We start from the raw sequence: 26,470 nt of genomic DNA, 5'->3' as shown, positions 1-26,470 counted from the left end.
CCTGCCTGCCACACACTCAACGAGCCTCGCGGCTCCTATGAGTTCAAATGACAGACCGACGCACGTGACGGACGCGTCACGCGCGCCCCCTCAGTGCTTCATCAGCTCGCGCGAGGAGGCCGTCACCGGCGACTTCTCGGAGGAGGTGGAGCTCACCTTGAACAGCGGCTCGGAACCACCCTTCACGTTGTTGCGAGCCGCGGTCGCCTCGGAGGAGGACTCGTCGGAGGAGGAGTTCGACGGAGTCGACACGGGCGTGAAGGGCGCCTCGCTGGCCTGGGCCTTCTTCGCCGCCGCGCGGCTGCGACGCCACAGGAAGTAGCCGATGGCGGCCACCGCGAGCACGCCCATGACGGCGTACTGGCCTTCCTTGAACTTGGAGATGAGCACGTCCAGTTCGCCACCGAAGTGGAAGCCGAGCCACACGAAGACGGGCGCGGACAGCAGCGCCGCCAGCCCATCCCAGAAGATGAACTGCCAGTAGGGCATGCCCACCGAGCCCGCGGTGAAGTACGTCACCGCGCGCACGCCCGGCATGAAGCGCGCGATGCAGACAATCTTCTGTCCGTGGCGCGTGAAGAGCCCTTCCACCCGGGCACGCTTCTCCGGCGTGACGATGCGCGCGAAGAAGCCCCCACCCTTGCCGTCACTGCCGCGCCCCAGCTTCCCGCCCAGCCGACGGCCGGCGAGGAAGATGAGGCTGTCACCCACGAGGATGCCGGCGAAGCCCACCGCCATCATCACCGGAAGGCTCGCGGCGCCCTTGTGCGCCAGGAAGCCACCCAGGATGAGCGAGATGTCCTCCGGCAACGGGACCCCCAGGCCACAGGCCACGAGGATGCCGAACACGGTGGCGTAGGCGATGAAGCCCTGTGAGTCGCCAAGCAGTTGGGTGAGAAGGTCTTGCACGCGTTGTCCCGTCCGTTCACTTCCGAGGGGCTTGCCAGGTCACCGCCCGAGCCAGCCCATCCAGCGCCCACACATCAACCGGGCGCGCGTCCTCAAAACTCCGCGACAGGGTCTTCAACCCGAAGTACCCCTCGCGACTGGCGTCCTCGTAGGCCCCCGCCGGTGCCCCCGTCGCCGTCAGGGCCAGCGCACGGCTCAGCAGCGCCACCCCATAGTCGTCGACCGTCCCCTCACCCGCCCCCCTCGCCCGCGCGTCCTTCAGCGCCGCCGCTCCGCCCGCCCAGCGAGCACCCAGGCGGCCGGCCAGGCGCGCGGACAACACCCCCCGCGCCAGCGCTCTCACCACGGGCTCGGCCTGGGGGGCTCGCGTCGCGGGCCCCACCACAATCACCCACCCATGCCCCGTGTCCACCGCTCGCACGCTTCCTTCGGATTCGAGCAGATTAACCACCACCCGAGGGGGCGGCTCACCTTCCCGTAGGCCCAGAAGTCGGGCCGCCTGTTGGAAGGGGGCATCCAGCAGGGGCAGCCAGGCGCGCTGCTCTGTCCGGAAGTCGGGCAGCGTCTCCGCCCGGAGCGCGGCCACCGGCCACTCGCGCTCCGCCCGGGCCAGGAGCGCCTCCAGCCCCACCAGCTCCCCGGCGGGACCTGGGACGTCGGGGCCGCCGAGGAGGCGCGCCAGGTAGACCTCCACGGGCTCCGGGTGCGCGGCGAAGAAGGCTCGCGCCGCCAGGAGGACTTCCGGGGGCGCCGTGGCCAGCCGCTCGCGGACGAGGGTGCGCGCGCGCCCGTAGCGGTAGGTGGGCACGGGGTGGGCCCGCTCCACGGGGCCCGCGTCGTAGCCCGCGCGGTTCAGCAGGGCGAACAGGGTGAAGACGCGAACATCCGCGCGCACTTCCACGCCGCCCGGGGTGTACTGGTTGGCGAACCAGTCGTCCTCGGAGGCGATGGAACCCTGGGAGGTCGACCCGGCGTACGCGGGGGCCGACGCATGGACCCCGAGCAGTAGGAGGACGGCCAGGTGGGGGGCGCGCATACCGGGCCCCACGCTACCACGGGCCTCTCAGGCGGCCGGAGCCTTTCCGATGAGGGTCCGAATCATGTCCCGGTTGTCTCGGGCCTTCTGGCCGAAGAAGCCGACGATGCCCATCAGCAGCTTCACGCAGGCCTGGGGCTTGGTGGCCAGGAGCTTCTGGAAGTCCGAGGAGCGAATCTCCAGCGCGGAGACATCCGTGACGGCGGTGGCGGTGCACAGCCGCTCGCCCTTCTGAACCAGCGCCAGCTCTCCCAGGGGCTCGCCGGTGCCCACTTCGCCCAGCGACACGTCCTCGCCCGAGGGATTCCGGGCGCTCAGACGCACCGTGCCCTCACCGACGATGAGGAGCGACTCCCCCGTCTTGCCCTCGGTGAAGAGCGCGGTGCCCTTCGGGAAGGCCCGGGGCACCGCCACGCCCGCGAAGATCTGGATGCCGGTGTCGGTGAAGCCCTTGAAGAGGGGGCACGCCTTGAGGGTGTTCGCAGGCACGAGAGCCATGGGGCGGGTCCTAACACGGCGCGCGAGGGCCGGCGAGTCAGCGGCTGGAGCGGTACTCGTTGGCCAGCTCCACATAGTGGTGGGCCGACATCAGGAGGAACTCGCGCTCCGCCTCCGTGAGCAGCCGCTTCACCTTGCCGGGTGAGCCCATCACCATGGAGCCGGGCGGCACCTTCGTCCCGGGCGTCAACAGCGTCCCCGCGCCGATGATGCAGTCATCCCCTACTTCCACCTCGTCCAGGAGGATGGAGCCCATCCCCACGAGCACGCGGTTGCCCACGGTACAGCCGTGCAGCACCACGTGATGCCCCACCGTCACGTCGTCGCCGATGAGGGTGCTCGACCTGCCTCCGGTGACGTGGAGCAGGGACAGGTCTTGAAGGTTGGTGCGCTGGCCCACGCGGATGGGATTCACGTCGCCGCGCAGCACCGTGTTGAGCCAGATGGAGGACCCCTCCCCCAGCTCCACGTCCCCCACCACCTGGGCGGAGTCATCCACGAAGCAGCTCGGGTGGATGCGGGGGGACACCCCGCGGAACGACCTCAGCGCCATGCGGACACCTCTTGCGTGCGCGAGCCCTCAGGCCTCGGCGACGACATGGAACGGCGAGACGGGCGGCGCCACGGGCAGCGGCTCCACGGTGGGGAGCTGCAGCACCGCGAGCTGCTTGCCGGAGAGCTGGTTGGGCGTGGAGCGGTCCACCTTCACCGTCACGAAGGCTCCGGTGGGCGCGTCGCCCTCGAAGTTGACGGTGCGGTTCTCCGGCGTGCGGCCGAAGCGCTTGGCGGCGTCGTAGCGCGAGTGGCCCTCCACCATCACCTCCACCACCGAGTCGACGAGGGCCGCGGTCGTCTCCGCGCTGATGCGGCGCTGCAGCTTCTGCAGGCGCTCCAGGCGGGCGATCTTCACCTCGTGCGGAATGGGGCCCCAGTCCTTCTCGCGCAGCGCCGCGCCCGTCTTGGGGCGGGGGCTGTAGATGAAGGAGAACTGGTTGTCGAAGCGGACCTCCTCGGTCAGCTTCATCGTCATCTCGAAGTCCTCCTCGGTCTCCCCGGGGAAGCCCACGATGATGTCGGTGGTGACGGCGATGCCCGGCCGCGCCTCGCGCAGCTTGTTGAGCCGCTCCATGTACTGCACCACGGTGTAGTCGCGGCGCATCATCTTCAGGATGCGGTCGCTCCCGCACTGCACGGGCAGGTGGAAGTGCGGAGCAATCTTGGGCTGCGTGCGGAACGCCTCAATCAGCTCGTCGGACAGGTCATGCGGGTGGCTGGTGGTGAAGCGCACGCGCTCGATGCCCGGCACCTCCGCGGTGCGCAGGAGCAGTTGGGCGAAGGACACGCCGCCCAGGTACGAGTTCACGTTCTGGCCGATGAGCGTCACCTCGCGCACGCCGACCTTCGCCAGCGAGTCCACCTCCAGGAGGACCTCCGGGAAGGCGCGGCTGACTTCACGGCCGCGCGTGTGCGGGACGACGCAGAACGAGCAGACGTTGTCGCAGCCCTTCATCACCGTGACGAACTCGGTGACCTTGCCGCGGGACGTCTCCGGGTCCGCGCGCGGGAAGACGTACTCCTCCGAGTCCACGAAGGCCGTCTCGACGACGCGCTCCCGATCCGCCTCCACGCGGCCGATGATGTCAGGCAGGCGGGCGATGTTGTCGGGGCCGAAGACGAAGTCCAGGTACGGCACCTTCTTGATGAGGCGGTCCTTCTCCTGCTGGGCCACGCAGCCGCCCACGCCGATGAGCGCGCCGCGACTGGCCTTCACCGGCTTGTAGCGGCCCAGGGCGGACAGCATCTTGTCCTCGGCCTTCTCGCGGATGGAGCAGGTGTTGAGGATGATGAGGTCCGCGTTTTCCGGCACCGGCGTCGGCTCGTAGGACATCTTCGCCAGCACCTCGCTCATGCGGAGCGAGTCGTTGACGTTCATCTGGCAGCCGAAGGTGTGGATGAAGTAGCGCTTCATTGGGATTCTCTGAGCAAGAACGTGCCCTTATGCGACGGCCGGGCACGGAAATCAACCGAAGCGGGGGCGGCGGTCATCCCTGGCTGAGCAGGCCGGTCATCCGGGTGTGGAGGTCCAGGAGGGAGGCCTCGCGTTCCCGGAGGAGCGCCAGGGTGGCCTCGCCATAGCGGCGGCCCAGGGCCACCGTCTCCCGCTCCTGCTTGCCCAGCTCGTCCCGGACGCGGGTGCGCAGCTCCTCCGACGTGTCCGAGGCTGCCTCGAGTTGACGCAGCTTGTCGTCCAGCCTCCGGGCGGTCCACCGGCGGCCACCGAAGGCGCGCAGCATGGCGATGCCCTGCTCCAGGGCCCGGGCCTCCAGGCCCGAGGCAGTCTGGGCCAGGGCGTGGGCACGGGCCAGGTTCTCCGCCCCCCGATCCGAGCCGGCATGGGACAGGAAGGCCTCCTGGTAGCGCACCAGGGCGTCGAGCAGGGCGCCGTCCACGGGCGGCATGGCCATGCGGAGGGTCCGGTCGTCCGCCGCGGAGAGGTTGATGCCCCTCTCGCGGTTGGGGACGTCCTGGTAGCCGTGGTCGTCGAAGAGTGAGGGGGCCATGGGACTCCTGGGGAAAGGCCAGGGATGTGTAACAGGGCCCGCCCCCTCACGGTAGGGCTCGCGGCTCCCCTCCCCACGGGGATTCCCATTCAAGGACAACACGGGGCCCGAACATACCTGACAGGCCGCTGTCACCCCGGGGAGGCAGGTTCGCTCCTCCTCTGCGCGGTCCAGGAGAACGCTCCATGAAGCTCTACTTCCACCCCTTGTCCGGAAACTCGCGCCGAGCCCTGCTCGTCGCCACCCACCTCGACGTCCCTCTCGAGCGCATCGTGGTGGACCTGCCAAAGGGCGAGCAGCGCGCGACGCCGCACCTGGGCCGCAATCCCAACGGGCTCGTTCCCGTCCTCGATGACGATGGATTCCTGCTCTGGGAGTCGCGCGCCATCATGCAGTACCTGGCCGAGATGACGCCGGGACAAACCCTGCTCCCCGCGGATGCGCGGGGGCGCGCTGACGTGACTCGCTGGCTCTTCTGGTGCTCGGGCCACATGGCGCAGGCATGCACCATCCTGGTCTTCGAGAACTTCGTGAAGGCGGTATCGGGCCGTGGGCCGCCGAACCCCGCCGAGGTCGCACGGGGCGAGGCGCTCTTCGCGCAGCACGCACGCGTCCTGGACGAGCACCTCGCGGGCAAGACGTGGGTCTCACAGGAACGCCTCACGCTCGCCGACTTTTCGTTGGCCGCGGCGTTTGCCCTCGCCGGACCGGCGCGCCTGCCACTCGGGGAGTATGCGAACCTCCGGACCTGGCTCGGCCGCGTGCAGGAGCTCGAGGCGTGGAAGCGCACCGCTCCGCAAATGCCGCCATCCTGAACGACGAGAGGGCGCGATGGCCAGACGGCGGGCACTTCATCCGATAAGCGATGCGGCGACAACGCCATCGACGCGCACCTCGTTGTTCTGTCCGCGATGCCTGCTAGCCTTTGCGCGCGGTCCTCATGCGTGCGGACCCGACAAGGAGCGTTCCGATGAAGGCGGCTTGGAGTGTCGCAATGGCCCTGACGGTGGGGCTCGTCGTGGGATGTGGTGCTGGTGCGATGGAGAAGGACCCCGGTGTGGAGGAGGCGCTCGCCACGTCGGAGTCCGAACTCGCCGTCTGTGGCGATGGGGTCTGCGAGCCCATCGAGCGACTGCGCTGTCCGGCGGACTGTCCTTCCGGCGAGTACTGCGGGAACAGGGCGTGCTGCCCTGGTGAAACGACACAGAACTGCCCCGAGGACTGCACCCAGGGAAACCCGGGCCAGTTCTGCTACCGATCATTCTGAGCCACCCCTCGCGAAGCGGCTTGCCGCGATGGCGAACCAGAACGACGACCGCTCGACGATGGGCGGTCTTCGTTACGGAGCGATGATCGTCCAAGCTGCCCTTGCTCCTCGAAGTATGGACTGACAGGATGCCCTGCCAAAGCAGGCGGCGTATTGACGTCGCTGGCAGGTTTGAGCTTGGGCTGTCGGCAACAGCCCCACCCCATCATTCCGAGTCCAAAAATACCATGGCACCTCTGCCTCTCGACGAAGCGCGGGCGTACGCGTACCAGGCCTTCATGTACGGTTACCCGCTGGCCGAGAACTACTCCATCCTGTGGCAGAGCACACTCGCCATCCAGCAGCAATTCAATACGTTCTACGGCAAGGCGCAGCTCACGACTCCCGCCGATACCACCGTCGTCACTCCCAACAATGACACGGCGTACTCGCAAGGCTGGCTTGACCTGGGCGCCGAGCCGCTCGTGCTGCAGGTGCCGGCGGTGCCCCAGGATCCACCGCGGTACTATAGTTTCCAGATCATCGATGCCTGCACCAACAACGTTGGCTACATCGGGACGTTGACGACCGGCGCGGCGGCGGGCAACTACGTGCTCGCGCCCCCCGGGATGGTGCCAGCCAGCGTCCCGAACGCAACGGTGATCCCTGTCCCGAGTCGCTACATCTTCCTGCTCGGGCGCACGCAGATGTTGGGTCCCAACGACGTCCCGGCGACCCAGGCGATCATGGATGAATACGCGCTGGTCCCGCTGTCCCGGTTCCTCGGCCAGCCAGCGCCCCCACCCGCGCCCGCGACGCCCTTCCTGCCGGTGGCCCCCTCGTTCCTCACGACACTGTCGTTCTTCCAGTACCTCAACCTGGCGCTGACCTTCCAGACGCCGCCGGCCGGGGATGCGCCGCTCCTCGAGCGCTTCGCGCGCATCGGCGTGGGGCCTGGCCTGCCCTTCAATCCGTCCACGCTCGATCCGGAACTGGCCGGTGCGCTCCAGCGCGGGATCCTCGAGGCCAGCAAGGCCATCACACACAAGGCCCAGGGGGGCGCGGTCGAGAACGGCTGGAACCTCCCGGAGGTGAACCTCCCCTACTTCGGCACGGACTGGTGGACCGACTATGACTTCCGGTCGCTGACGGCACGGGCGGGGATCTACGCGAACTCGCCCTCGGAGGCGATCTACTACCGCGCCTACCAGGACACGAACTCGCAGCCGCTCTCCGGCGCAAACCAGTACACGGTGACGTTCCCCGCCGGCCAGCTTCCCCCTGCCGCGGCCTTCTGGTCGTTGACCATGTACGGGGCGAATCAATTCCTGGTCCCCAACAGCATTGATCGTTACTCGCTCGGGACCCAGTCGAACCTGAGCGTCGCCGCCGACGGCTCCGTGACGATCTACATCCAGGCCAACGCCCCCACGGCCGCTGAGATGCCGAATTGGTTGCCCTCACCCCTGAGTGGCTCGTTCTACGTCGTGCTTCGCATCTACGGCCCGGAGAACACGTCCTACATCGCGCCGGGTCTGGCGCAGGTCGGCGGTTCCGGTTCGTGACGGTCGTCCTCCCGAGCGCCCATCGAGGGCGCTCGGGAGGGTGTGCCTCTGGTGACACCCAGGCGAGGTGGATGCCGCGTTACAAGGCCAGGGCGGGCAGACACTCCGTGATGGCGAGGAGGTTCACCCCACAGTTCACCAGACAGGGAACGAGGCTTGCCGCCGGAGCACTCGTCACACACAGCCCCACGCACGCACGTGCCGCCTGCGTCCCAGGGTTCAGACACGCGATGAACTCCTCGACCCCGGCAGCCTCGACGCCCGGAGCTTCAACAGGCGGCGCCTGCTCAGGAGTGGCGACCTCGCCGGCCGGTTCCATGGGGCCACAGCCCACGGCCGCCATCAACATGAACGCTCCAGCCAACCGCTTCATCGGATTCATCATGATGATACCTCCAGGTGTTGCATTGGAGAGCATCTCAGCTCAGCGGGTCACTCGATACCGGACTTCGGTACAAGGAGGCGTATCCATGGGGCGCCTGTCATTCCTTCATCTGAGATGAATCATCGGTGCGGGCCTCTTGCATGTATTCAGCGGTGGCTCCCTCCACCCGCATGCCCGCCCGCACATTTGATCGTGTCGAACCTCCGCACGGTCATTCGTCGTATGGAGGGATGGAGCCACGCCTCGCATCCCCACCCCAGGAGTCACCCGCATGCGCTTCATGCTCATCCCCCGCCCTTCCACGCCGGAGCCCACGCCCCAGGACGCCGCCTTCGACGAGGCAGTCTTCATCGCGCAGATGAAGTTCAACGAGGAGATGCACAAGGCCGGCGTGCTCATCGCCTCCGAGGGCCTCAGCCCGGCCCCAGGCGCGCACGTCGTCTTCAAGGACGGAAAGACCAGCGTGAGGGACGGCCCCTACGCGGAGACGAAGGAGCTCATCGGCGGCTTCTACGTGCTGGAGGTGGCGTCGAAGGAGGAGGCCATCGAATGGGCCCGTCGCTATCCGGGCGGCATGGGCAATGACGACGTGATGGAGGTCCGGCCCCTCACCGACACCGGGGACATCCCGCCGGAGCTGGTGGCGCTCATCGAGAAGGTAGCCCCCACCTGGAGCCGGACCTTCAAGAAGTCGCCGTGACGCGGCCTGCTGTCCATGAGCCACGGACAGCAGGACCCCAGGGTGCTGCCCGTCAGCGCGTCACGGCAACTGAGTGAGGCCGGGGACGAGCTTGTCGAGCGGCTCGCCATACCCCAACTGTCCATCCGAGTTGCTGCCCCAGGCCCACGCGGTGCCGTCCGGCAGGAGGGCCAGCATGTGCTCCCTGCCCGCGGCGAGGGCCATCACGCCCGTGGTGATTCCCTGGACGAGGACGGGGGCGAAGCGGGACGCCGTGGTGCCGTCACCGAGCTGTCCCCGTTGGTTGGAGCCGGCCGCCCACACGCGGCCGTCGGTGGTCGTCGCCATGCCCAGGCCGGGGCCGGAGACCACGTCGAGCAGTCCGGTGACACTCATGGGGACCGGGAGCAGGTCCTCGCTCTCGACACTGCCCATCCCGGCGCCTTGGTAATCCAGCCCCCAGGCCCATCCGCTGCCGTCGGACTTCACGGCCATGGCGTGAGAGTCGCCCACCGCGATGGCAATGACATCCGTGAGCGTCTGGACCTGGACGGGGGTGTGTCTGTTTTCAGTGGTGCCGTCGCCGAGCTGCCCATCCGCGTTCTGTCCCCAGGCCCACACGGTGCCGTCATGGCGGAGGGCGAGCGAGAGTCCGGTCGCGGAGATCACCTTCACGACGCCGTCCAGGTTCAGGACCTTGACGGGAGTCGCGCTGGCCTGGGTCGTGCCATCGCCCAGGTTGCCCGCGCCGTTCTGCCCCCAGGCCCAGACCGTCCCGTCATCGGCGCGCACCAGGGCGTGGCTCCAGCTCACGGAGATGGCGACGATGGACGGCAGCCCTTCCACCACTTGAGGGACATCCCGTCCCTGTCCCCATGCCCAGACCGAACCATCATGCCGCAACGCGAGCGAGGAGCCCCCTCCCGCGCTGATGGCGACGACGCCGTCGAGCTCCGGGACTCGAGCGGGAAGCGGCCGTGTCGTCCGCGTTCCATCACCCAGTTGCCCGGACTCGTTCTTCCCCCAGGCCCAGACCGTTCCATCATGGTGGAGCAGCAGTGAGTGCATGTCGCCCGCCGCCACGGAGAGCGCCCCCGTCAACCCACCCTGCACGGGCGCGGGAACCGCATTGAGCGTGACGACTCCGTTCGCGAGCTGGCCATCGCGGTTGTTGCCCCAGCCCCAGATGGAGCCATCCGAGCGCAGGGCCAGCACGTAATCATGGCCCGCGGCGACCGCCGAGACGCCCGTGAGCCCTGGCACCTGGCTGGGCGTCGAGCGGAACTGCTTGGTGCCGTCACCCATCTGGCCCGCCTCGTTGCCGCCCCAGCTCCACACCGTGCCATCGGCCTTGATGACCTTTCCGGAGGAGGCGCTGCTCATGACGATGTCGATACAACCCGTCAGTCCCTCGATTCGGGTCGGCGTGGTGACGAGCCCTCCGAGCAGTGCGTCCGAGCCCCAACCCCAGACACTCCCATCCGAACGGATGGCGAACACGCTGGAGGCTCCCGCCGACGCGGCGACGACCCCCGTCAGGCCAGGGACAGGGATGGGGACGGTGCTGTTGGAGAACGTGCCGTCACCGAGCTGTCCCGCGTGGTTCATGCCCCAGACCCACAGGGTGCCATCCGAGCGGATGGCGAGCGAGGTGTCAGCGCTCGTCGCGACGGCCACGATGCCGGACAGCCCCGGGAGCTGACGAGGCGTCGTGCGAGAGGTGGTCGTTCCATCTCCGAGCTGGCCACGGAAGTTGTCTCCCCAGGCCCAGACGGTGCCGTCGGTCTTCGTCGCGAGGGTGTGGTTGAAGCCCGCCGCCACGGAGTTGACCCCGCTGAGCCCTGGGACGAGGACTGGCGCGGCGCGGGTGCTCTGGGTGCCATCACCCAACTGCCCCCGCCCGTTGGCGCCCCAGGTCCAGACCGTGCCGTTGGAGCGGAGCGCGACGGAGTGGCTCCGGCCTGCCGCCACCGCCGTCACGGCCACCAATCCCTGGGCCTGGACGGGAGTCGAGCTGCTGATGAAGCCACCCGTGCCGAGCTGCCCTGACCTGTTGTCTCCCGCTGTCCACACCGTCCCATCCGAGCGGATGGCCAGGGAGTGCTGCACCCCCGTGGCGATGCGTGCCCGTGGCCGGGTCCGCGCCACCGCCAGGGACTGGAGTTCTTCTGTTTCCGACGACACGGCCGCGGGCTGACCACAACCCGCGCCCAGAATGAGTCCCACCAGCAAGGACAGGACTCCGCCCCACTTCGATACCGCATGGTTTTTCATGTGTGTTTGTCTCCGTGTGCTTCGGGGAGACCGACGCCGGGTGCGTCCATGGATTCAACACATGACAGACAATAAGCGCGATTCACACGCGGCGACCTCATGAGCAGCCATTGTGTGGCAGCCCGGCCACATCGAGTCACGGCGCCCGCACCTCGCGGTGTCTCCATTCAGCCTCGGTCCTCTCGGAGGCGCGCTGGGCACAGGGCTTGCCTTGCTGTCGGGATCCGCGTCGCGAGTCAGACTGGAAACAGCTCGACGGGCAGCGTCCGCGGTCCACGAGCGACAAGCGAGGGGAGCCAATCGATGCGCTCCGTCCGCACTTCCACCCGACCCACCTGGGAGACCCACTCCTCGAGGGCGACTCGCGCCTCCAGTCGCGCGAGCATCACCCCCAGGCAGAAGTGGGGGCCATGACCAAAGGTGAGGTGCGACGGCCCCTCGCGCCCCAGGATGAAGCGGTCCCCGTCCGGGAAGTACTTCTCATCGCGCGCCGCGGAGGCCAACGATACCAGGACCAGGCTTCCCCCGGGCACCTCCACTCCATCCACCATCGCGTCCTGAAGGCACACGCGCATCGTGGCCGCCGCGACGGGCTCGTAGCGCAGGGTCTCCTCGATGAAGCGGGGAATCAGCGCGCGATTCTCTCGCAGGCGGGGGAGCAGCTCCGGATGCATGGCGAACACCCGCGCGCTCTGGCTGATGAGGTGGGTCGTCGTCTCCAGACCCGCCAGGAACAGCATGAAGAGGAAGCCCATCAGCTCCCGCTCCGTCAGCACCTCCCCCTCCACCCGCGCGCCGAGGAGCTGGCTCGCCATGTCGTCCCCCGGCGACCGCCGCCGGTCGGCCAGCATCTCCTTGAAATACTGCTCCATCTCCTCGACGGTGCGACGGCACTCCTCCTTCCGCTGGGTGTCGTCGGGACGCACGGCGCTGAGGGACATGAGGTCGTGGGTCCAGCGCTTGAAGTGCTGCTCCAGGGAGGCGTCCAACCCGAGGATCCATCCCATGATGGTGGTGGGAATGGGCCTGGCGAAGGCGTCCACGAAGTCCACCCTCCTCTGCTCCATCATCCGGGCCACGAGTCCCCGGGCCACGGCGCGGATGCGCGGCTCGAACCGCGCCAGCGTCGCGGGCGTGAAGGCACGGCTGACCAGCGCCCGCAGTCGTCCGTGCGCGGGCGGGTCCAGGAAGAGGCATGACGATGCTGGGCTGGGCCAGCCAGCAGGGGCTCATCCTCACGGCGAAACATCGGGCCCGGGTGGAGCGGGCGAAGTATGCGTCATTCTCGGGCCGCAGCTTTCCCCATGCGGGGCCGGAGTTGCTCCAGGCCCTCACGGACTTCACCGCATGGCTGTTCATCATCGACGACCACGCCGTGGACCGGGTGGATCCGCTCAACGAAGCCACCCTGTCGCAGCTCACCGCCGTCCTGGACGTCCTCGACCTCGACGAGGCGAGCCCCGAGCCCGTCTTCGGGGAGCGGGCCTTGATGGACGTCTGCCGGCGCTTGAGAAGCCTCCTGTCCCCCGAGCACTTCGCGCGCTTCGCCCACGGCATCCGCATGTGGGCTGGCTCCGCGGGACTGCAGATCGTCGCGCAACTCCTGGGCAAGCCCCTCGCGATGCATCCCTACCGCGCGTTTCGCCGTCACACCGGGGGCGTGAATCCCTCCATGGCCCTCATCGACGCCGCCAACGCGGGGCCCTTGACGCCCGAGGAGTACAACCGCCCGTCAGTGGAGCGCCTCCGCCTGCACGTCAACAACATCGCCTCCTGGGCCAATGACCTGCACAGCCTCCACACCGAGGCGCGCGAGCCGGACCAGGGCCGGAACATGGCCATGATCCACGCGGCGCAGGGCCACTCCCTTCAAGAAGGCGCCAACTACACAGCGAGGCAGATCCACGCGGAGATCAGCGCATTCCAGGAAGAGGCGGCGGTGCTGGAGCGAGATGCGAGCAAGGAGCTGCGAGGATTCATCTCCGGCCTGCGTGATTGGCTGATCGGCTACCAGGACTGGGGGGACCACATCACCCACCGCTACCGGGCGGAGTACGCGGAGCAGGACGCCCATGAAGAGGACTCGCATCCCCCTGAATGCTTGGGAGTCGAAGGTGGGCGCGGCCCGCCACGCGGGGCGTAGGATGGGGCATGCCCTGTCCCAAATGACTCCTCCTGGCTGCCCTGGCATTCGCTTGCGTCGCCTCCGCGGCCAGCCCCGTTCCGCCGTGAGCGAGGAGCCCTGGGCATCCTGGCTCGGAGGCCCGCCGTGCGGATCCAGGGCTCAGGCGTAGAGGCCCGGGATCTCCTTCGGCGGCGGCAGGGCATCCGCCTCGACGACGGTTCCCGCCACGAGCCGTCGCTGATGGTCCAACCGGTAGAGCGCGAGCTTGAGCTGGTCGAGCTTGTCTTGCTTGATGAAGGTCTGTGCCTCGGTGAAGTAGTCGCCAACCTCGCTGGTTCCCGCCTGCGCTTTGTCCAGGAACGTGGCCAGTCGGTCGAGCTCATCGCCCGCCAGTCCGTTCTTCACCAGCAGCCCCGTGAGCGCCGCGAGCTTGGCCGGGGCATCGGATCCGGGAAGCGTCGCATAGGTCGTCGTCCCCAGCTTCACCGACAGGTGGGGCCGGCCGGCGTTCAGCAGCAGGCTCGCGGTGTTGGCGCCTTCAAACAGCACGGGAAGCTGGGAGTGGAGGACGAGCTGTCGGAACAGGGCCGTCGGCAACGCGCCGGCGGTGGTCACGAGGATGACCTTCACGGCCGCGTTCGCGAGCGCCCCTTGCAGTGACGCCAGGGACGTGGGGTCAGCCACATCCAGGTTGATGACGTGGGTGCCCACGACCTGCGCGGCGCCCTCCCCGAAGGCTGGGAGCTTGCACGGAACGACGGTGATGAGCTTCTTCTGAGCCGCCAGCCTCGCCAGCGCGGTCGCGAGGTTCTTTCCGACGGTGGCGGGAGCCGCCGCTTGATGCACGCCATAACCGATGTGGAGTCGAGCATCGCCGCGCTGCTTCGCCGCGAGGAGCGCCGTGAAGAAGCCACGAAGGTTCTCGCTCGCGAGGTTCGCGGTGTCCGCGTCTCCCAGCGCCGCGACGTCGTAGACGTAGGAGGCCTGCTCGGGCAGGCACAGCCTTTCGAAGGTGGCGTCGTCGCGTCGCAGGTGGCGCGTGGTCGGCTTCCAGAGGAAGGGCTGGAGGACGAACTGGTCGGTGACCTTCATCATGGCCGCGAGTTCGTTGAGCTTCGCCCGCTCTGGCTGGGGCAGGCTCACGCCGATGTCGAATGCCGGCAGGATGCCGATGCGATTCGCGCGCGCGTTGGCGGTGAAGTCCTCCTTGGTGGCGAGGCTCTGGGTCGCGGCTCGAACGTTGGCGAGGTTGGGTTCGAGCTTCCTCAGCCGCGCGGCCGGACTCACCTCCTCACAGCTCAGGACGGTGAGCTTGAGGGAGAGGTTTCCTCCCGTGGCGACCAGGATGGTCTTCTTTGCCACCTCGTTGGAGATGGACACCTTGTCGGGGGCGAGCGCGACGACCGAGGCGTGGTTGAGCATCCCCTTCAGGACGTACTTCAGATGGAGCTGGGTCGTCTGGAAGTGATTGACGTCATCCGCCGCGTCGGCGGCATCCTCGACATCCGTCGCCACCACGGCCTGCCTGGCACAGGGCCTCAGCAACCGGATGGTGGCACTCATGCCTGTCCCATCCAGGAAGTAGCCCTGTTTCTCCTCGCCACTGTCCTCGCGCGCCTTGACCTCGAGCAGGCCTTCGATGACGGCGGGGAGGTATGCCGCCCAGAAGGCCTTCCGGCTCGCCGGGGTGTTCTTGCTCGCGTCCGGCAGGTTCATCGCGATGGAGTGCTCGTACTTCTCGAACTCGGTCTGGCTGTTCGCCAGGACGCGCACGAGCGGCTTCGGGTCCGGCGTGGTGGCGGCGGTCCGCTCAATCCGGTCGATGGCGCGCAGCAGGTCGAGACACGCGGCCTGGTTGCCATTGTTCGCGCCGTCGTCGACGTAGATGCGGATGTCCGCATTCGACAGCACGGCCTTCACCCGGGGATCGAGGTCCTCGGGCGGGGTGACCCAGTTCGACGCGAGCGTGAGCTGGACCCGTGAGTTCTTGCCCGGCGTCATGGGCACCGCCGTCCAGGGCTCGACCTCCTCGTGGTAGAAGTATTGGCCTCCCGCCGGGAGCTGGAAGCCCACCTCGAAGGTCTGTGGGGCCACCATCGGTGCGAGCACACGCGCCCTTGGGACTCCGAACGTCACGCGGCCATGTTTGTCGGTATCGAAGGGGCCGACAGTCTTTGCGCCCAGCCGGAGGCTGACCTTGATGCCCGCGACGCCCCGGTGCAGGCAGCACTCGACGACACGCACCCGGATGTGGAGGAACTCCCCACATCGTTGCTCGATGCCCAGCTCGTCGGGGGGTTCGGGATTGACGATGTCGACCTTGAGCATCAGCGCGCCGCTTCTTCTTCGTCGAGCGCGCGCACCGCGGCGTCGACGAACCGCTGGACCCGCTCGGCGGGCTCCAGGTGGATGTCAGCCAGCGGTCTGGCGAAGGGAGCCGTCCAGGGGGGCGGGCCGTAGGCGGCGAACACCGCGGCGACGGCTTCGAGTGTCAACCGGTCCGTCGCACGGCGGCGCTCGGACCACTCGAGGGAAAGCGCGACACAGTCGTTGATTGGCTGGGACGGGAGCGCGAGGCGCGATGGCCACCGCGTGCGGATGTTCTCACCCACCTCTGCTGCCACCACGCGGCGGCGCTCCTCGCGAAACGCATCCATTTGCGCCGATCGGATTTGCAGCAGGTGCATGTTTGACCCACTCGATGAACATCATCCTGGAGGAAGATTTCATGTTGGGTATAGCTGGGAATGCGTGATGCCGTCGAGGGAGGTCCTCTCGGACTGCTGGCTCCTCGTTGAGCCTCCCTTGACGCGAAGACCCCAGGTCCGCCAGGGTTTTGCGTCAATACCCCCGTGGGGTGAGGGACAGAATTCCAGTCCAGACCTATAGACGGGGGCATCCTCGCACACCCCTCGGGGTTGCCTGACAAGGAGACGCGGATGTTCAATCCGATGGACTTCAACTCTCGCGAGCTCATGGTCCGGGACGATGTCATCGCGTCCCTCGGCAGCGAGCGGACCATTCCGCGAGTCCTTGAAGCGGCCCGAGCGCAGATGCTCGAGTTCGCCCAGGCCGACGCCATGGCCCTGTGCCTCATGCGCTTCTCCCCGTCGCCCGACTTCCGATGGCACGTCCCGGGCCACCCCATCCCCATTCTCGATGAGTATGCCCGCCTGGTCGACCATGACTTCCTCCGGGCCCCCATCATCGCCCGGCCCGAAGTGCCCATCTGCGACACGCAGCTCATCTCCCGCGGGGAGTACGAACGAACCCCCATCTACCAACGCAGCCTGGAGCTGGCGCTGCCGTTCGAACACCTCATGGCCGTCCTCGTGCCCATCCGCCCCGGCCTCGTCGGCGCCCTCGCGTTCTACCGGCACAAGCGGTCCCCGTTCACGGCCCAGAGCATCACCGCCGTCGCCAGCGTCACCAGGCACGTGGCGACCTCCCTGGGCAGATGCCAGGACTTCCAGGACCTGGCCACCCGCGCCCAATTGATTCAAGCGCTCTACCAGCGCGAGGACTCCGCCTACCTTGTCGTGGAGCCTCCCTCTCGCGAGGTGTTCCGCTCCCCGCACACCACCGCCCTGCTGGAGCGCTGGTTCACCCCTTCGGAGGTCGACGCCTCCGGGCTCCCTCACGTCCTCAAGGAGCGGCTGGACGCCCTGGTTCGGATGGACCCGGACTCGAGGCTCGGGAAGACCCTCTGGGTCGCCAACCATCCCGAGGGCTACCGCACGTGCCGGTTCGTCGAGATGCCCGCCGGTGACGACGGCCCCCGGCAATGGGCCCTCCTGTTGAGCGAGCTTCCCCACTCCATCCCCCTCCCCTTGCACATGCAGCGCGGACTCACAGACCGCGAACTCGAGATCGCGAGGGGCGTGCTCCGAAACTGGTCCAACGGACAGATCGCCGAGGATTTCGAGATCTCGGGGCAGACGGTGAAGACCCACGTGAGCAACCTCTTCAAGAAGCTGGGCGTCGACAATCGCGCCGACTTCCTCTACCAGGCAGCCCTCCTCAACAAGCCGGTGTGAGGCGGCCCGTGAGCCCTCGCGACGGGTGGAAAGCGCCGCGAGGGATTGCATGGGAAGGCGTCTCCCGAAAGCCAGGGTTCTTCGAACGGGAGTTTTCCCCCAGCGTGCATGCGCTGGTGTCTACCTCGCGAGGGACAGGCTGGAGGCGCCGTCCTCACGGAAGATGCACGGGTAGACGTTCCGCGCGACGCGAGCCGAGAAGAGGATCGCCTCCTGGTCCTCTGCCTCCGTCAGCCGCTCGAAGAGCCGCGCCATCTCCGCCACGTGGTCTCCGTCCAGGGCCCCGTGGCTGCGCAGGAACGTCACGGACTTGTGGATGTTGGGAATGGTGGACACCTTCTTCAGTTGCCTGGCCCACACGCCCGCCCGCGTCTGCGACAGGTACTCCAGCACGTACGCGGTCCCCAACGCCGCCGTCGGCACGCCCGCGCGGGACGTGAAGAAGTTCCACCCCGTATAGGCATCCACCGCAGGGCTCCGCGCCGCCGTCTCCACGGTCTCCTCCGAGCACCCCAGGTTCTTGAGGTCCGACAGCAGCCACCGGTCGTGCCCCCGCTCCTCCTCCCCCTTCTGGATGAGCAATCGCGCCAGCTCCGGGTGCCGGCCCTGCCGCTTCAGCCGCTCGCCCGCCTCGGCGAGGATCGGCGTGCTCCAGCGGGCGTAGTGATACGTCTGGATGAGGTAGTGGATGTAGCCCTCCTTGTCGAGGGTGCCCTCGAGGATGCGTCGGCCGTCGGACCGCGCATCCACCGCCGCCACCAGCCCTCGCGCCTCCACGTCCAGCGCCGCCAACCAATTCGTTCCCACGTGATTCTCCGCCTGTGTTTGCACGTACGTCTCCTGTCCGGTGCCCATGGGGCTCCCGGTCACTGCGTGTTGAAGGTGAAGGGAAGAGAGGAACCGTCCCGGCCTAGGCGGCGGGACTCACGCAGTGCTCCAGCGCGTGGAAGCGCGCCAGGGAGTCCGCGGGGATTTCATCGAGCGCCATGACGAGCGGCAGCGTGAACCACTGGAAATACGTGTCGTAGAGCGGCGCCGCGATGAAGCGCGCCCCCATCGTCCTGGCGAAGAGCGCGGGCGCCCGGGGCAGTCGCAGTCCGTCCAACAGCCCCAGCGCGGCCTGCGCCCGCTCCTCCGGCGTGTAGTAGGGATTGCGGGGATGCACCGGGGGGCGACACGGGTCGGACACAGCCACGCGCCAGCGCGGACTCAGCCAGCCCCGGCGGGCCGCCACCTGCCAGGAGAGGTGCGCGTCCTCGGGTGAGTCCGTCTCCAGATTCGCGGAGGCAATCCAGTGCGTCACCCCGCGCCGCCGGCTCTCCGAGTACATGCCCGCCTGCAGCCACGTGACGGCCTCCGAGCGCCGCCACTTCGGCAATACACAGAAGCGCGAAGGCTCCGCGAACACCCTTCCCGGCTGGAGCAGGCCCGAGAGGTCCACGCGCTGCTCCATCTCGAGCCCCACCTTCCCGCCCAGGTTCGCCGCCACCTCCGCGTTGGGCAACGCCACTCGCATCGTCGCCACCGGCTCGTCGCCCGCGTAGACGAGCACGTGCACCGTGGTGTCGAGCGTGTCGACACACGTCACCTCTCGACGAGACAGCGCGGACTGCTCGGGCAGCAATCCCAGTTCTCCGCCGAAGACAGCCCAGCGGATGCGAGCCACGGCATCGAGCTCCCGCTGGGTGGTGGCGACACGCCAGCGCCAGTGCCTGCACGTCATGGGTACTCTCCTGGTAGCGAGGCGGGCCTGTGTCTCGCCGCCCTCCCACGTACTTTCGTCGCAGGTGACGTGAGTTCGACGGAGGCTCTGTGTGAACAGGCGCACGGGCGACGAGGTGGTCGAGTGCACCCCGCCCCCTGGGGCGTTGAGGTAGTGATGGCCGAACACCCCCGTCGAGCCGAGCTCAACATCCAGTGGCCGGCCAATATTGAAGGGCTCAAGGCCGAAGCGGGCGACTACGCCGTCCTGACGGCCATGCACGTCAAGGCGCCCATTGATTTCCCCACGTACACGTGGCTCACGGGCTTCACGAGCACGGACTTCTCCTGGGCGATTCCGGCGGATCCCCAACCGCTTCCCCAGAACCCGAACAACCTCCCTCTCGCCGGGACGTTGAACAGTCCTTTCATCCGCCGTGGGCTCCTGCGACTCGGCGGAAGCGGCGTCGCATAGACGGCAATGGATTGACAAACCACCATCCGCACCGCGCTGTAGCGCCCCACGCCACGAGTCGGGCGGATTCGTGGCGGGACGGGCCACAACCCGCTGTCCACCCGCCAACACTCACCCCTCCCGTCGGGGCAGGGAGGTCCGTGAGCCTTCCGGGGAAAACCAAAACTCCATGGCACAGGCACAAGACCTGCTTTGACAGACATCACATCCGACAATCCCTGTCGGCCGTGCCTCCTGTCTCATAAGGGGTTTCCCCATGTCATATCGTCCTGTACGAGGTCTCCTCGACCTCGTCCTGCTACCGCTGCGCCCGCTGCCCCTGTCCGTGCTCGCGCTCGGAGGCCTGTTGCTGGCCCCGGTGGCCCGCGCCGCAGACCCCGACCCCGAGGCGGAGAAGGGGGCCCCGGCGACCATCACCGGCCTCTTCCTGGAGGGTGAGGGACTGAAGGTCCGCATCCAGTGGGCCGACAATCAAGAGCTTCCCTCCAGCCTCGTGCTCTCCTCCTATGGCAACAGGGACGAGCCGACGGACAGCGTGGGGGTGACGCCGGAGCCCGGCAAGGAGACGGAGATCGAGCTGACGGGCGCCTCCAAGGAGTTCTGGAAGGAGGGCTGGTCCCAGCGGCTGGTGCTCGAGGACAAGGCGAAGGGCGAGCCCATCCTCACCCAGCCCTACAACTTCAACCTTGATTGCCCCGAGGACAAGGAGTGCCAGGTCACCGTGGCGCCGGGCGCGGCGACCAGCGGTGACGTGCTGCACGTGAGCGAGGAGCTGGACGAGGCGCTCACCAAGGTCGCGGAATCCGCTGGCGAGGGCAAGGAGGTCGACCTGGTGGACGCGGTGGTGGCCATCAACCCCACCCTGCGTGGCCAGGCGATGGTCTACGGCCTGTCGCTCTCGCGGCTCCAGGTCCTGGCCCCCTGCAACTGCGTGTGGCAGGCCGTGTACTCGCAGAACCCCTCGGGCTCCGGGTACGGCGTCTACATCAACAACAGCGGAGGCATCGTCAGCGGAACGAATGGCCCCGGCGCCAAGCACGCGCTCACCGCCCTGGGCCGCAACGGCATCTCCCACGGGTTCTCCGGCCTCAGCCAGGTCAACCTCAAGCTGTCCTGCACGCGGTGGCTCATCGCCTATTACATCGAGTGGGTCGTCACCTGGCCGTGGGGCCCGCGCTTCCCCATCCTCGTCCCCCGCATGTTCATCGCCCCGTGCACCTCGAGCTGCAAGGTGCGCTTCGACCACCAGGGCCGCATCAGCGGCTCCACCTTCGCCGCCTACACGAGCCCCGGCTCGGCCACCGCGTACGAGCAGGGTTCCTATCGCGTGGACGGCACGTATCTGTTGAACACGTCCGCCAGCAACGGCGGGTTCTTCAATCAAATCAGTGGCATGTCCGTGCTCTCCAACGTCGGGAGCATCGGCCGGGTGGACTCCTACGGCTACGTGTATGCCTACTCCCCGGTCTTCCCCTACTTCGCCTCGGCGTCCGTCTCGAATGGCCACTCCATCGCCATCCACGGCAACTCCTCGTGCCCGTTCGGCCCCTTTGGCCACGCCGCCGTGTGGACCTACGGCACGTCGCAGGGGACGCCGCAGACCACCAGCCTGCGCAACTCCATCCGGGGCTTCTTCCTGGGCTTCGGCATCTGGACCAATCCCTGAGGCCTGACGCGCGGTGATGGCGCCCCGGAGGTCGGCCCCGAGCACACGGGCCGGCCCACCGGGGCGCCGTCGTCTTCAGCGGCCCGAGGCCTGGGGCTCACAAGGATTTCAACCCTTCAGCCACTCGACGAGCCGCGTGCGCTGCCGGCCCCTCAGGCTCGTCATGACCGACATCTGGTCGAGGCTCCACTCGGTCCGAAGCTGCTTCGCCGCCCGGGCCATCCACTCGGGGAACCGCGAGGGCGCGCAGGCCCCCAGCCCCAGCGTGTCGTTCTGGAGCCCCTCGCTGTCGAAGTCGAAGACCGACACGATTCTCCCGGGCACACCGTCCGGGCCCCAGGAGGACATGGAGAAGCGGAACCAGACCGGAGCCCGGCTGTCGACCGTCAGGTGACAGTGGTAACGATAGGTCATCGACTGCCCGTCCCCCTCCTCGCCGCCCGTCGCGTAGAGTCTGAACCAGAAGACCTCGGGCTCGCCGAACCCCAGTTCGCGCGCCAGCTCGAGCGCCGGTGAGCGGGCGCGGCGCGCCTGGAGCAGCGCCTCCATCCGCTCGAACAGCGCATCCAGGGCCGGTGTGGAGCGCGCGTGGGTCCGCAGGTCCTCCAGCCGGTCCAACTCCCACCCCTGGCTCCGCACCGCCCGCTCGACATGCGGGATGAGCGCATCGAGCGAGGCCTCGGACGCGTCGATGGTCAACACCGCCAGCATGTCCAGGGCCACCTCCTCACTGGCCACGACCACGGTCTGGATCGCCTGGAGCAGCACCGGGTTCTCCGCCAGCCCCTGGAGCTTCGCCTTGCGCTGCTTCGAGCCCCAGCCATACGTCACATCCAGGTCCAGCATCCCCTGGAGCGCCATCCGCCACGACCCACGCAGGGCCTCGTCCGAGCCCTCCCGGTCCACGCTCTCGCGCAGGAAGTAGACCGCCGGACGCACGTCGCCCGCGAGCCGCTCCAGCACCGCGCGGATGACCGGCGCGGGGAGCTGCTGACAGTGACGCCCGAAGGACCCGAGGTATGAGCGGTCTTCCGGAATGAGCCGCAGCACCGCCCCCGCGGCGAGCATCGGGTCCACGTCCTCCGGAAGCTTCTTGAGCGCCTTGATGAGGCGCTCCCAATCCGGATTCGACTCACCCAGCAGCGCGTGGAGGTCTTCCGGGGCACGTCGTCGACTCATGTGTCCAGCTCTACCAGAGTCTCACCCGCACCGCTGACAAACGCATGGCGCCCGCGACCCTGTCAATGACTCGTCACGGCGGCCCGCGGCACCCCCTACCACCCCCTCGCGTGCCGCGTCACTTCCCCATCACTAGACACGATTGTCGCGCTCATCCCACAACTAAATCGAAATGGAAATTCATCCCAGACGTCCCCTTCGTGCAATTCGACACGAGGGGGTACCATCCATGCGACGTCTGGTCGTCACCTCGCTGGCTCTGTTTCTTGGAGCCTGCGAATCAAACAACATCGATTCAGCGAGCGAAAAGCCACCTGAGACGCAACGGGCGGCGCTCACGATTCCCACCTTCACCCTGGTCAAGGACCTCAATGCGATGAGCCTGGGCCCCGCCCCCGGCTCGGTCGTGGCGGCCCACCAGCGCGTCTACTTCGGAGCCAATCACCCATCGGGAAGCGCGCTCTACAGCCTGGACCCGACGACGAGCGTGGCGACGCCCATCACCACCTTCCCCACCAGCACGGCGCCCACGCCCCAAGGCGTGTACAGACCCGCCGGCGGCACGGCGGACCTGCTGGTGTTCAGCGCCTTCGAGCCCGGCACGGGGATGGAGCTGTGGCTCTCGGATGGAACCGCCGCTGGCACCCGGCGGGTGGCGGACCTCAACCCGGGCCCGCTGTCGAGCAACGCGACGATGGTCGGGCAATTGGGTGACGCGCTCGTCTTCACCGCCATCCGGGGCAGCGACTTCCTCCTGTACCGAATGGACGCGCTGTTCCAGGTCACCCGGCTATCGAGCGAGCCGGTGACGGGACCCCCCGCGCTCCTCAACCAGCGCGTCCTCTTCGCCCAGTCCTCCGCCATCAACTCCGAGCCCTGGGTGAGCGACGGCACGGTGGCCGGCACCCAGCGCCTCAAGGACATCCATCCCACCGGCTCGTCGTCCCCCATCGGATTCACGGTCGTGGGCTCCCGCGCCATCTTCTTCGCCAACAACGGGACAGCGGGCGCGGAGCCCTGGAGCACCGACGGGACACCCGCCGGAACCTCGCTCCTCAAGGACATCCAGCCTGGCGCCAGCGGGTCGATGCCCTTCCTCGCGCAGTCACGCATCGCCAGCGTGGGCTCCACCGTCTTCTTCGCGGCGAACGATGGCGTGCATGGCGAGGAGCTATGGAAGACCGACGGCACCTCCACGGGCACCGTCCTGGTCAGCGACGCCGTTCCGGGCGCGACGGGCTCGGCCCCCACGGCATTCACGGGGACCCCTGGCCGGCTGTTCTACACCGCCAGCCAGAGCACCACGGGCGGTGAGCCGTGGACGTCCGACGGCACCTCGGCGGGGACGTTCATGCTCAAGGACATCCTTCCGGGAGCGAACCGGAGTGTCAGCGGCCGTTACGTCCCCTTCGGCGCGGGCGCGCTCTTCTTCGCCGACGACGGCATCCATGGTCGCGAGCCGTGGTTCTCCAACGGCCAACCCTCCGGCACCCAGTTGGTGAGCGACCTCTATCCGGGGAGCCGAGGGAGCGCGGACCTGCAGTTGCTATCGGTCGCGGGGGCTCGCGCCTACTTCGCCTGCACCACGCCCCTGGGCGTCAACGATCTGTGTGACACGGATGGGACGAGCGCGGGGACGCGCCGGCTGTCCCTGCCGGGTCCGGGCACCGCGCCCTCCGCGCCGACCTGGCTGGTCGCCACGCCCCAGGGCCGGGCGTTCTTCGCGGCCAGCGACGGCCTCACCGGCCGCGAGCTGTACGTCACCGACGGCACGCCCACGGGGACCCAACGATTGACGGACCTGTCCCCCGGTATCGCCGATGGCGTCACGGGGCAGATCTACGTGTTCGGCCAGAACGTCGTGTTCGCCGGCCGCACCCCGGAGCACGGCTCCGAGCTGTGGTTCTCCGACGGCACGCCACGGGGCACGCGAATGATCCGCGACATCCACCCCACGGCCGGCGTGGGCGCGTTGGATGGGATCGTCAGGACCTACGCCACCGTCCACGGCAACCACTTCTACTTCATCGCCAGCGACGGAGTGACGGGCAACGAGCTCTGGCGCACGGATGGAACCGAGAACGGAACGGAGCGCCTGACGGACGTGCTGCCAGGCCCGGCCCACAGCGCTGTCCCGGACCCGGCGCCCATCAGCTTCGGCGCCAGTCTCATCTTCACCGCACAGGACGCGCAGTTCGTCCGGTCGCTGTACTCCCTCGTTCCGGGGAGCCTCCCCGTCAGGCTCACCGCCCAGGGGCTGGGCGTCCTCAAGGCGATCCGGAATCAGAACAAGGTGTACTTCATCGCCTATCCGGTCTCGGGCACGGCAAGCACCGCGCCCGGCGGGCTGTGGTCGACCGACGGCACCCCTCAGGGCACGGTGTTCATCACCGGAGGCTCGTTCCGCGACCTCATCGCCACGGGAACGGAGGTGGCGCTCGCGGGCAGCGGCGTCCTCTACGCGTCCAATGGCACGCCAGGAAACCGCCGCCTCGTCTCGCTCGCGGGCCCGTCGAACCTGTATGACCCCGAGCCCCCCTTTGTGATGGTCGACGGCACGCTGACGTTCGTGGGCGGCAACGGGACGATGGGGGTGGGCCTGTGGCGCTCCGACCTCACGCGCCCCGGGACGACTCGCCTCTCGTCCAGCGCCACGCTGGACAGCTATGCGTGGGTGCACGCGGAGAAGGAGTACGTCTACTTCGTCGCCGACTCGGCCACGCAAGGACGAGAGCTCTGGATGTCGGACCTCACTGCGGCCAACACGCGCCTCGCCTACGACTTCGCGCCCGGGAAGCTCGACGGCTCACCCGGGCGTCCCATCCGCATCAACTCCACCCAACTGTTGCTGACCGCCAATGACGGCGCCCACGGCACCGAGCTGTGGCGCATCGACGAGGTGACCCCATGATTCCCTTCCTGACCCTGGCGCTGACCGCCACCCTCTCCAGCGTCTGCACGGGCGACCCGGCCCCTCCCGCGGGCACGGAGCTCACCGTCGTCAAGGTCCACTACCCGTTGTCCACGGGGGACGTCTGGATGCTCAAGAGCTCCCCGGGGTACGAGTGGATGCGGGACACCGAGGTGGCCGATCGGAGCACCGCCACGTTCTGCGCCTACGTCCCCACCACCACGGCCGCCGTCCAGGTGCGGGCGTACCGCGATGAGGTCGCCAGCAAGGGCGCGATGTACCCCGTCTCGCGAGGCAAGACGGTCCACATCTACCCCTACTTCTCGACGGACTCCGGGCAGCTGACGACGGTGTTCCCGGCGTTCCACTCCAACGCGCTCGACAACGACCGCACCATCTGGGCCTGGCTGCCCGCCGGCTACAGCGAGAACCCGCTGCGGCGGCACCCCGTCATCTACATGCATGACGGCTGCAACCTCTTCGACGCGGCCCTGTCCATCACCGGCGACGAGTGGGAGGTGGACGAGGCCGTGGACGCGGGCATCGCCAAGGGCGCGGTCGACGAGGTCATCGTCATCTTCGTCAACCGGACCGGACAGCGCATGGCCGAGTACGTCCCCGTCACGGACCCGTCCTACCCGGACGTCCCTGCGTTGGGCGACCTGTACGTGCGGATGTTGGTGGAGGAGCTGAAGCCGCGGATCGACGCCACGCTCCGCACCCGGACGGACGCCGCCAGCACGGGCATCATCGGCTCGTCGCTGGGCGGGCTCATCTCCGTCCACGCCGCGCTGCGCCACCCGCAGATCTTCGGCCGGGTGGGGGCGCTGTCGCCCTCCGTCTTCTGGGGCAACCGTTTCATCGCCAGCTCCGCCGCCGCCAGTCCGGCGCCGGGCGCCTCCACCCGGCTGTACATCGACGAGGGCAGCCAGGAGTCCAACATCTACGCGTTGGCCCTGGCGGACGCGTTCCGCTCCGTGGGCTACACCGACGGCACCACGCTGCGGTACGTGAACGAGGCGGGCGGCTACCACACCGAGCCCTCCTGGGCCCGGCGCATGCCAGGCGTCCTGCACTACCTGTTCCCCGGCCGCTCCAACACGGCGCGGGCCCCGAGTGAGCTGAGCTCGGAGCCCTAGCCAACGGGCGACATGGGCCTCAGGGGACCCGTGGCGCGACGCGACGCAGCGTCTCGCCCGGGAGGAGTGAGCCCCACCGCGCCC

General features: G+C 68.2%; 24 protein-coding genes. 10 read left to right on the top strand and 14 right to left on the bottom strand.

All coding sequences use genetic code 11. The features are described 5' to 3' along the window. Positions 1 to 90: 90 nt before the first annotated feature. The 6 genes from G4D83_RS25105 to G4D83_RS25080 form a co-directional block, all read right to left on the bottom strand. The gene (locus G4D83_RS25105; RefSeq protein ID WP_163867342.1) at positions 91 to 909 is read right to left on the bottom strand and encodes a DedA family protein; all 819 of its coding nucleotides are present in this window, start codon (positions 907 to 909) and stop codon (positions 91 to 93) included. Positions 910 to 925: 16 nt separating this feature from the next. After that, a complete protein-coding gene (locus G4D83_RS25100) occupies positions 926 to 1,945 on the bottom strand; it encodes a hypothetical protein (protein ID WP_163867341.1) in 1,020 nt (339 codons plus the stop codon). Positions 1,946 to 1,972: 27 nt separating this feature from the next. After that, complete coding sequence (locus tag G4D83_RS25095; protein WP_163867340.1) at positions 1,973 to 2,443, bottom strand: cyclic nucleotide-binding domain-containing protein; 471 nt, start codon at positions 2,441 to 2,443, stop codon at positions 1,973 to 1,975. Between the two features lie 37 nt (positions 2,444 to 2,480). Beyond that, positions 2,481 to 2,996, bottom strand: coding sequence for a gamma carbonic anhydrase family protein (locus tag G4D83_RS25090; protein ID WP_163867339.1), 516 nt, complete (start codon positions 2,994 to 2,996; stop codon positions 2,481 to 2,483). Between the two features lie 27 nt (positions 2,997 to 3,023). Continuing rightward, positions 3,024 to 4,412 (bottom strand): tRNA (N6-isopentenyl adenosine(37)-C2)-methylthiotransferase MiaB, encoded by a 1,389-nt coding sequence (gene miaB / locus G4D83_RS25085; protein WP_163867338.1) that lies wholly within the window; start codon positions 4,410 to 4,412, stop codon positions 3,024 to 3,026. A gap of 73 nt (positions 4,413 to 4,485) precedes the next feature. Beyond that, the gene (locus tag G4D83_RS25080) at positions 4,486 to 5,004 is read right to left on the bottom strand and encodes a hypothetical protein (protein WP_163867337.1); all 519 of its coding nucleotides are present in this window, start codon (positions 5,002 to 5,004) and stop codon (positions 4,486 to 4,488) included. Positions 5,005 to 5,189: 185 nt separating this feature from the next. On the opposite strand from G4D83_RS25080, the gene G4D83_RS25075 reads away from it, so the two are divergent. The 3 genes from G4D83_RS25075 to G4D83_RS25065 all read left to right on the top strand — a co-directional run bounded on the left by G4D83_RS25075 (position 5,190) and on the right by G4D83_RS25065 (position 7,815). Beyond that, on the top strand, positions 5,190 to 5,819 hold the full coding sequence (locus tag G4D83_RS25075; RefSeq protein WP_163867336.1) for a glutathione S-transferase family protein: 630 nt from the start codon (positions 5,190 to 5,192) through the stop codon (positions 5,817 to 5,819). Positions 5,820 to 5,998: 179 nt separating this feature from the next. Next, positions 5,999 to 6,271 carry a hypothetical protein gene (locus G4D83_RS25070; protein ID WP_163867335.1) on the top strand — a complete coding sequence of 91 codons (273 nt, stop codon included), beginning with the start codon at positions 5,999 to 6,001 and terminating at the stop codon, positions 6,269 to 6,271. A gap of 227 nt (positions 6,272 to 6,498) precedes the next feature. Continuing rightward, positions 6,499 to 7,815, top strand: coding sequence for a DUF1254 domain-containing protein (locus G4D83_RS25065; protein WP_163867334.1), 1,317 nt, complete (start codon positions 6,499 to 6,501; stop codon positions 7,813 to 7,815). 79 nt (positions 7,816 to 7,894) lie between these two features. On the opposite strand, the gene G4D83_RS25060 is transcribed toward G4D83_RS25065, so the two are convergent. Then, entirely contained in the window at positions 7,895 to 8,200 is a 306-nt protein-coding gene (locus G4D83_RS25060) for a hypothetical protein (RefSeq protein ID WP_163867333.1), read from the bottom strand. Positions 8,201 to 8,471: 271 nt separating this feature from the next. Between G4D83_RS25060 and G4D83_RS25055 the strand changes: the two genes are divergently transcribed. Beyond that, complete coding sequence (locus G4D83_RS25055) at positions 8,472 to 8,900, top strand: YciI family protein (protein ID WP_163867332.1); 429 nt, start codon at positions 8,472 to 8,474, stop codon at positions 8,898 to 8,900. Positions 8,901 to 8,960: 60 nt separating this feature from the next. Here the strand turns inward: G4D83_RS25055 and G4D83_RS25050 are convergent, their stop codons facing one another. Continuing rightward, on the bottom strand, positions 8,961 to 11,153 hold the full coding sequence (locus G4D83_RS25050) for an RCC1 domain-containing protein (protein ID WP_163867331.1): 2,193 nt from the start codon (positions 11,151 to 11,153) through the stop codon (positions 8,961 to 8,963). A 236-nt stretch (positions 11,154 to 11,389) separates the two neighbouring features. Further along, the gene (locus G4D83_RS25045; RefSeq protein ID WP_240356560.1) at positions 11,390 to 12,307 is read right to left on the bottom strand and encodes a cytochrome P450; all 918 of its coding nucleotides are present in this window, start codon (positions 12,305 to 12,307) and stop codon (positions 11,390 to 11,392) included. Between the two features lie 41 nt (positions 12,308 to 12,348). Here G4D83_RS25045 and G4D83_RS25040 point away from each other — a divergent pair, with 41 nt between their 5' ends. Beyond that, entirely contained in the window at positions 12,349 to 13,296 is a 948-nt protein-coding gene (locus tag G4D83_RS25040) for a terpene synthase family protein (RefSeq protein ID WP_163867330.1), read from the top strand. A gap of 141 nt (positions 13,297 to 13,437) precedes the next feature. Here G4D83_RS25040 and G4D83_RS25035 read toward each other — a convergent pair whose 3' ends face one another. Together G4D83_RS25035 and G4D83_RS25030 are read right to left on the bottom strand one after the other, a co-directional pair. Continuing rightward, positions 13,438 to 15,606, bottom strand: coding sequence for a hypothetical protein (locus tag G4D83_RS25035; protein ID WP_163867329.1), 2,169 nt, complete (start codon positions 15,604 to 15,606; stop codon positions 13,438 to 13,440). Continuing rightward, positions 15,606 to 15,965, bottom strand: coding sequence for a hypothetical protein (locus G4D83_RS25030; protein WP_163867328.1), 360 nt, complete (start codon positions 15,963 to 15,965; stop codon positions 15,606 to 15,608). The genes G4D83_RS25035 and G4D83_RS25030 overlap by 1 nt, the downstream gene beginning before the upstream one ends. Positions 15,966 to 16,217: 252 nt before the next feature. On the opposite strand from G4D83_RS25030, the gene G4D83_RS25025 reads away from it, so the two are divergent. Beyond that, positions 16,218 to 17,315 carry a helix-turn-helix transcriptional regulator gene (locus G4D83_RS25025; protein WP_163867327.1) on the top strand — a complete coding sequence of 366 codons (1,098 nt, stop codon included), beginning with the start codon at positions 16,218 to 16,220 and terminating at the stop codon, positions 17,313 to 17,315. 120 nt (positions 17,316 to 17,435) lie between these two features. On the opposite strand, the gene G4D83_RS25020 is transcribed toward G4D83_RS25025, so the two are convergent. Further along, positions 17,436 to 18,146 carry an iron-containing redox enzyme family protein gene (locus tag G4D83_RS25020; protein ID WP_240356558.1) on the bottom strand — a complete coding sequence of 237 codons (711 nt, stop codon included), beginning with the start codon at positions 18,144 to 18,146 and terminating at the stop codon, positions 17,436 to 17,438. Positions 18,147 to 18,225: 79 nt separating this feature from the next. Then, positions 18,226 to 19,038 carry a GNAT family N-acetyltransferase gene (locus G4D83_RS25015; RefSeq protein ID WP_163867325.1) on the bottom strand — a complete coding sequence of 271 codons (813 nt, stop codon included), beginning with the start codon at positions 19,036 to 19,038 and terminating at the stop codon, positions 18,226 to 18,228. A 156-nt stretch (positions 19,039 to 19,194) separates the two neighbouring features. Between G4D83_RS25015 and G4D83_RS25010 the strand changes: the two genes are divergently transcribed. Beyond that, positions 19,195 to 19,491, top strand: coding sequence for a hypothetical protein (locus tag G4D83_RS25010; protein WP_163867324.1), 297 nt, complete (start codon positions 19,195 to 19,197; stop codon positions 19,489 to 19,491). A gap of 256 nt (positions 19,492 to 19,747) precedes the next feature. Next, positions 19,748 to 21,157, top strand: a complete 1,410-nt coding sequence (locus tag G4D83_RS25005; RefSeq protein ID WP_163867323.1) for a hypothetical protein — start codon at positions 19,748 to 19,750, stop codon at positions 21,155 to 21,157. Between the two features lie 108 nt (positions 21,158 to 21,265). On the opposite strand, the gene G4D83_RS25000 is transcribed toward G4D83_RS25005, so the two are convergent. Then, positions 21,266 to 22,336 carry a hypothetical protein gene (locus tag G4D83_RS25000; RefSeq protein WP_163867322.1) on the bottom strand — a complete coding sequence of 357 codons (1,071 nt, stop codon included), beginning with the start codon at positions 22,334 to 22,336 and terminating at the stop codon, positions 21,266 to 21,268. 229 nt (positions 22,337 to 22,565) lie between these two features. Here G4D83_RS25000 and G4D83_RS24995 point away from each other — a divergent pair, with 229 nt between their 5' ends. Further along, on the top strand, positions 22,566 to 25,247 hold the full coding sequence (locus G4D83_RS24995; protein WP_163867321.1) for an ELWxxDGT repeat protein: 2,682 nt from the start codon (positions 22,566 to 22,568) through the stop codon (positions 25,245 to 25,247). Then, the gene (locus G4D83_RS24990) at positions 25,244 to 26,386 is read left to right on the top strand and encodes an alpha/beta hydrolase (protein WP_163867320.1); all 1,143 of its coding nucleotides are present in this window, start codon (positions 25,244 to 25,246) and stop codon (positions 26,384 to 26,386) included. Before G4D83_RS24995 ends, G4D83_RS24990 begins: the two co-directional genes overlap by 4 nt. The last annotated feature ends 84 nt before the right edge of the window (positions 26,387 to 26,470 follow it).

It is taken from the genome of Myxococcus eversor, from assembly GCF_010894455.1.
GTDB lineage: Bacteria > Myxococcota > Myxococcia > Myxococcales > Myxococcaceae > Myxococcus > Myxococcus eversor.
The sequence above is the reverse complement of the archived record's forward strand: the minus strand, read 5'-3'. Positions and strand labels throughout refer to the sequence as shown.

Bases quoted from the DNA above. Each gene is read 5' to 3' on its own strand.
- G4D83_RS25050 (WP_163867331.1), bottom strand. From the start codon at position 11,153: ATGAAAAACCATGCGGTATCGAAGTGGGGCGGAGTCCTGTCCTTGCTG.
- G4D83_RS25100 (WP_163867341.1), bottom strand. From the start codon at position 1,945: ATGCGCGCCCCCCACCTGGCCGTCCTCCTACTGCTCGGGGTCCATGCG.
- G4D83_RS25070 (WP_163867335.1), top strand. From the start codon at position 5,999: ATGGCCCTGACGGTGGGGCTCGTCGTGGGATGTGGTGCTGGTGCGATG.
- G4D83_RS24995 (WP_163867321.1), top strand. From the start codon at position 22,566: ATGCGACGTCTGGTCGTCACCTCGCTGGCTCTGTTTCTTGGAGCCTGC.
- G4D83_RS25025 (WP_163867327.1), top strand. From the start codon at position 16,218: ATGTTCAATCCGATGGACTTCAACTCTCGCGAGCTCATGGTCCGGGAC.
- G4D83_RS25090 (WP_163867339.1), bottom strand. From the start codon at position 2,996: ATGGCGCTGAGGTCGTTCCGCGGGGTGTCCCCCCGCATCCACCCGAGC.
- G4D83_RS25060 (WP_163867333.1), bottom strand. From the start codon at position 8,200: ATGATGAATCCGATGAAGCGGTTGGCTGGAGCGTTCATGTTGATGGCG.
- G4D83_RS25065 (WP_163867334.1), top strand. From the start codon at position 6,499: ATGGCACCTCTGCCTCTCGACGAAGCGCGGGCGTACGCGTACCAGGCC.
- G4D83_RS25030 (WP_163867328.1), bottom strand. From the start codon at position 15,965: ATGCACCTGCTGCAAATCCGATCGGCGCAAATGGATGCGTTTCGCGAG.
- G4D83_RS25035 (WP_163867329.1), bottom strand. From the start codon at position 15,606: ATGCTCAAGGTCGACATCGTCAATCCCGAACCCCCCGACGAGCTGGGC.
- G4D83_RS25095 (WP_163867340.1), bottom strand. From the start codon at position 2,443: ATGGCTCTCGTGCCTGCGAACACCCTCAAGGCGTGCCCCCTCTTCAAG.
- G4D83_RS25055 (WP_163867332.1), top strand. From the start codon at position 8,472: ATGCGCTTCATGCTCATCCCCCGCCCTTCCACGCCGGAGCCCACGCCC.
- miaB (WP_163867338.1), bottom strand. From the start codon at position 4,412: ATGAAGCGCTACTTCATCCACACCTTCGGCTGCCAGATGAACGTCAAC.
- G4D83_RS25005 (WP_163867323.1), top strand. From the start codon at position 19,748: ATGTCATATCGTCCTGTACGAGGTCTCCTCGACCTCGTCCTGCTACCG.
- G4D83_RS25080 (WP_163867337.1), bottom strand. From the start codon at position 5,004: ATGGCCCCCTCACTCTTCGACGACCACGGCTACCAGGACGTCCCCAAC.
- G4D83_RS25040 (WP_163867330.1), top strand. From the start codon at position 12,349: ATGACGATGCTGGGCTGGGCCAGCCAGCAGGGGCTCATCCTCACGGCG.
- G4D83_RS25015 (WP_163867325.1), bottom strand. From the start codon at position 19,038: ATGACGTGCAGGCACTGGCGCTGGCGTGTCGCCACCACCCAGCGGGAG.
- G4D83_RS25010 (WP_163867324.1), top strand. From the start codon at position 19,195: ATGGCCGAACACCCCCGTCGAGCCGAGCTCAACATCCAGTGGCCGGCC.
- G4D83_RS24990 (WP_163867320.1), top strand. From the start codon at position 25,244: ATGATTCCCTTCCTGACCCTGGCGCTGACCGCCACCCTCTCCAGCGTC.
- G4D83_RS25000 (WP_163867322.1), bottom strand. From the start codon at position 22,336: ATGAGTCGACGACGTGCCCCGGAAGACCTCCACGCGCTGCTGGGTGAG.
- G4D83_RS25075 (WP_163867336.1), top strand. From the start codon at position 5,190: ATGAAGCTCTACTTCCACCCCTTGTCCGGAAACTCGCGCCGAGCCCTG.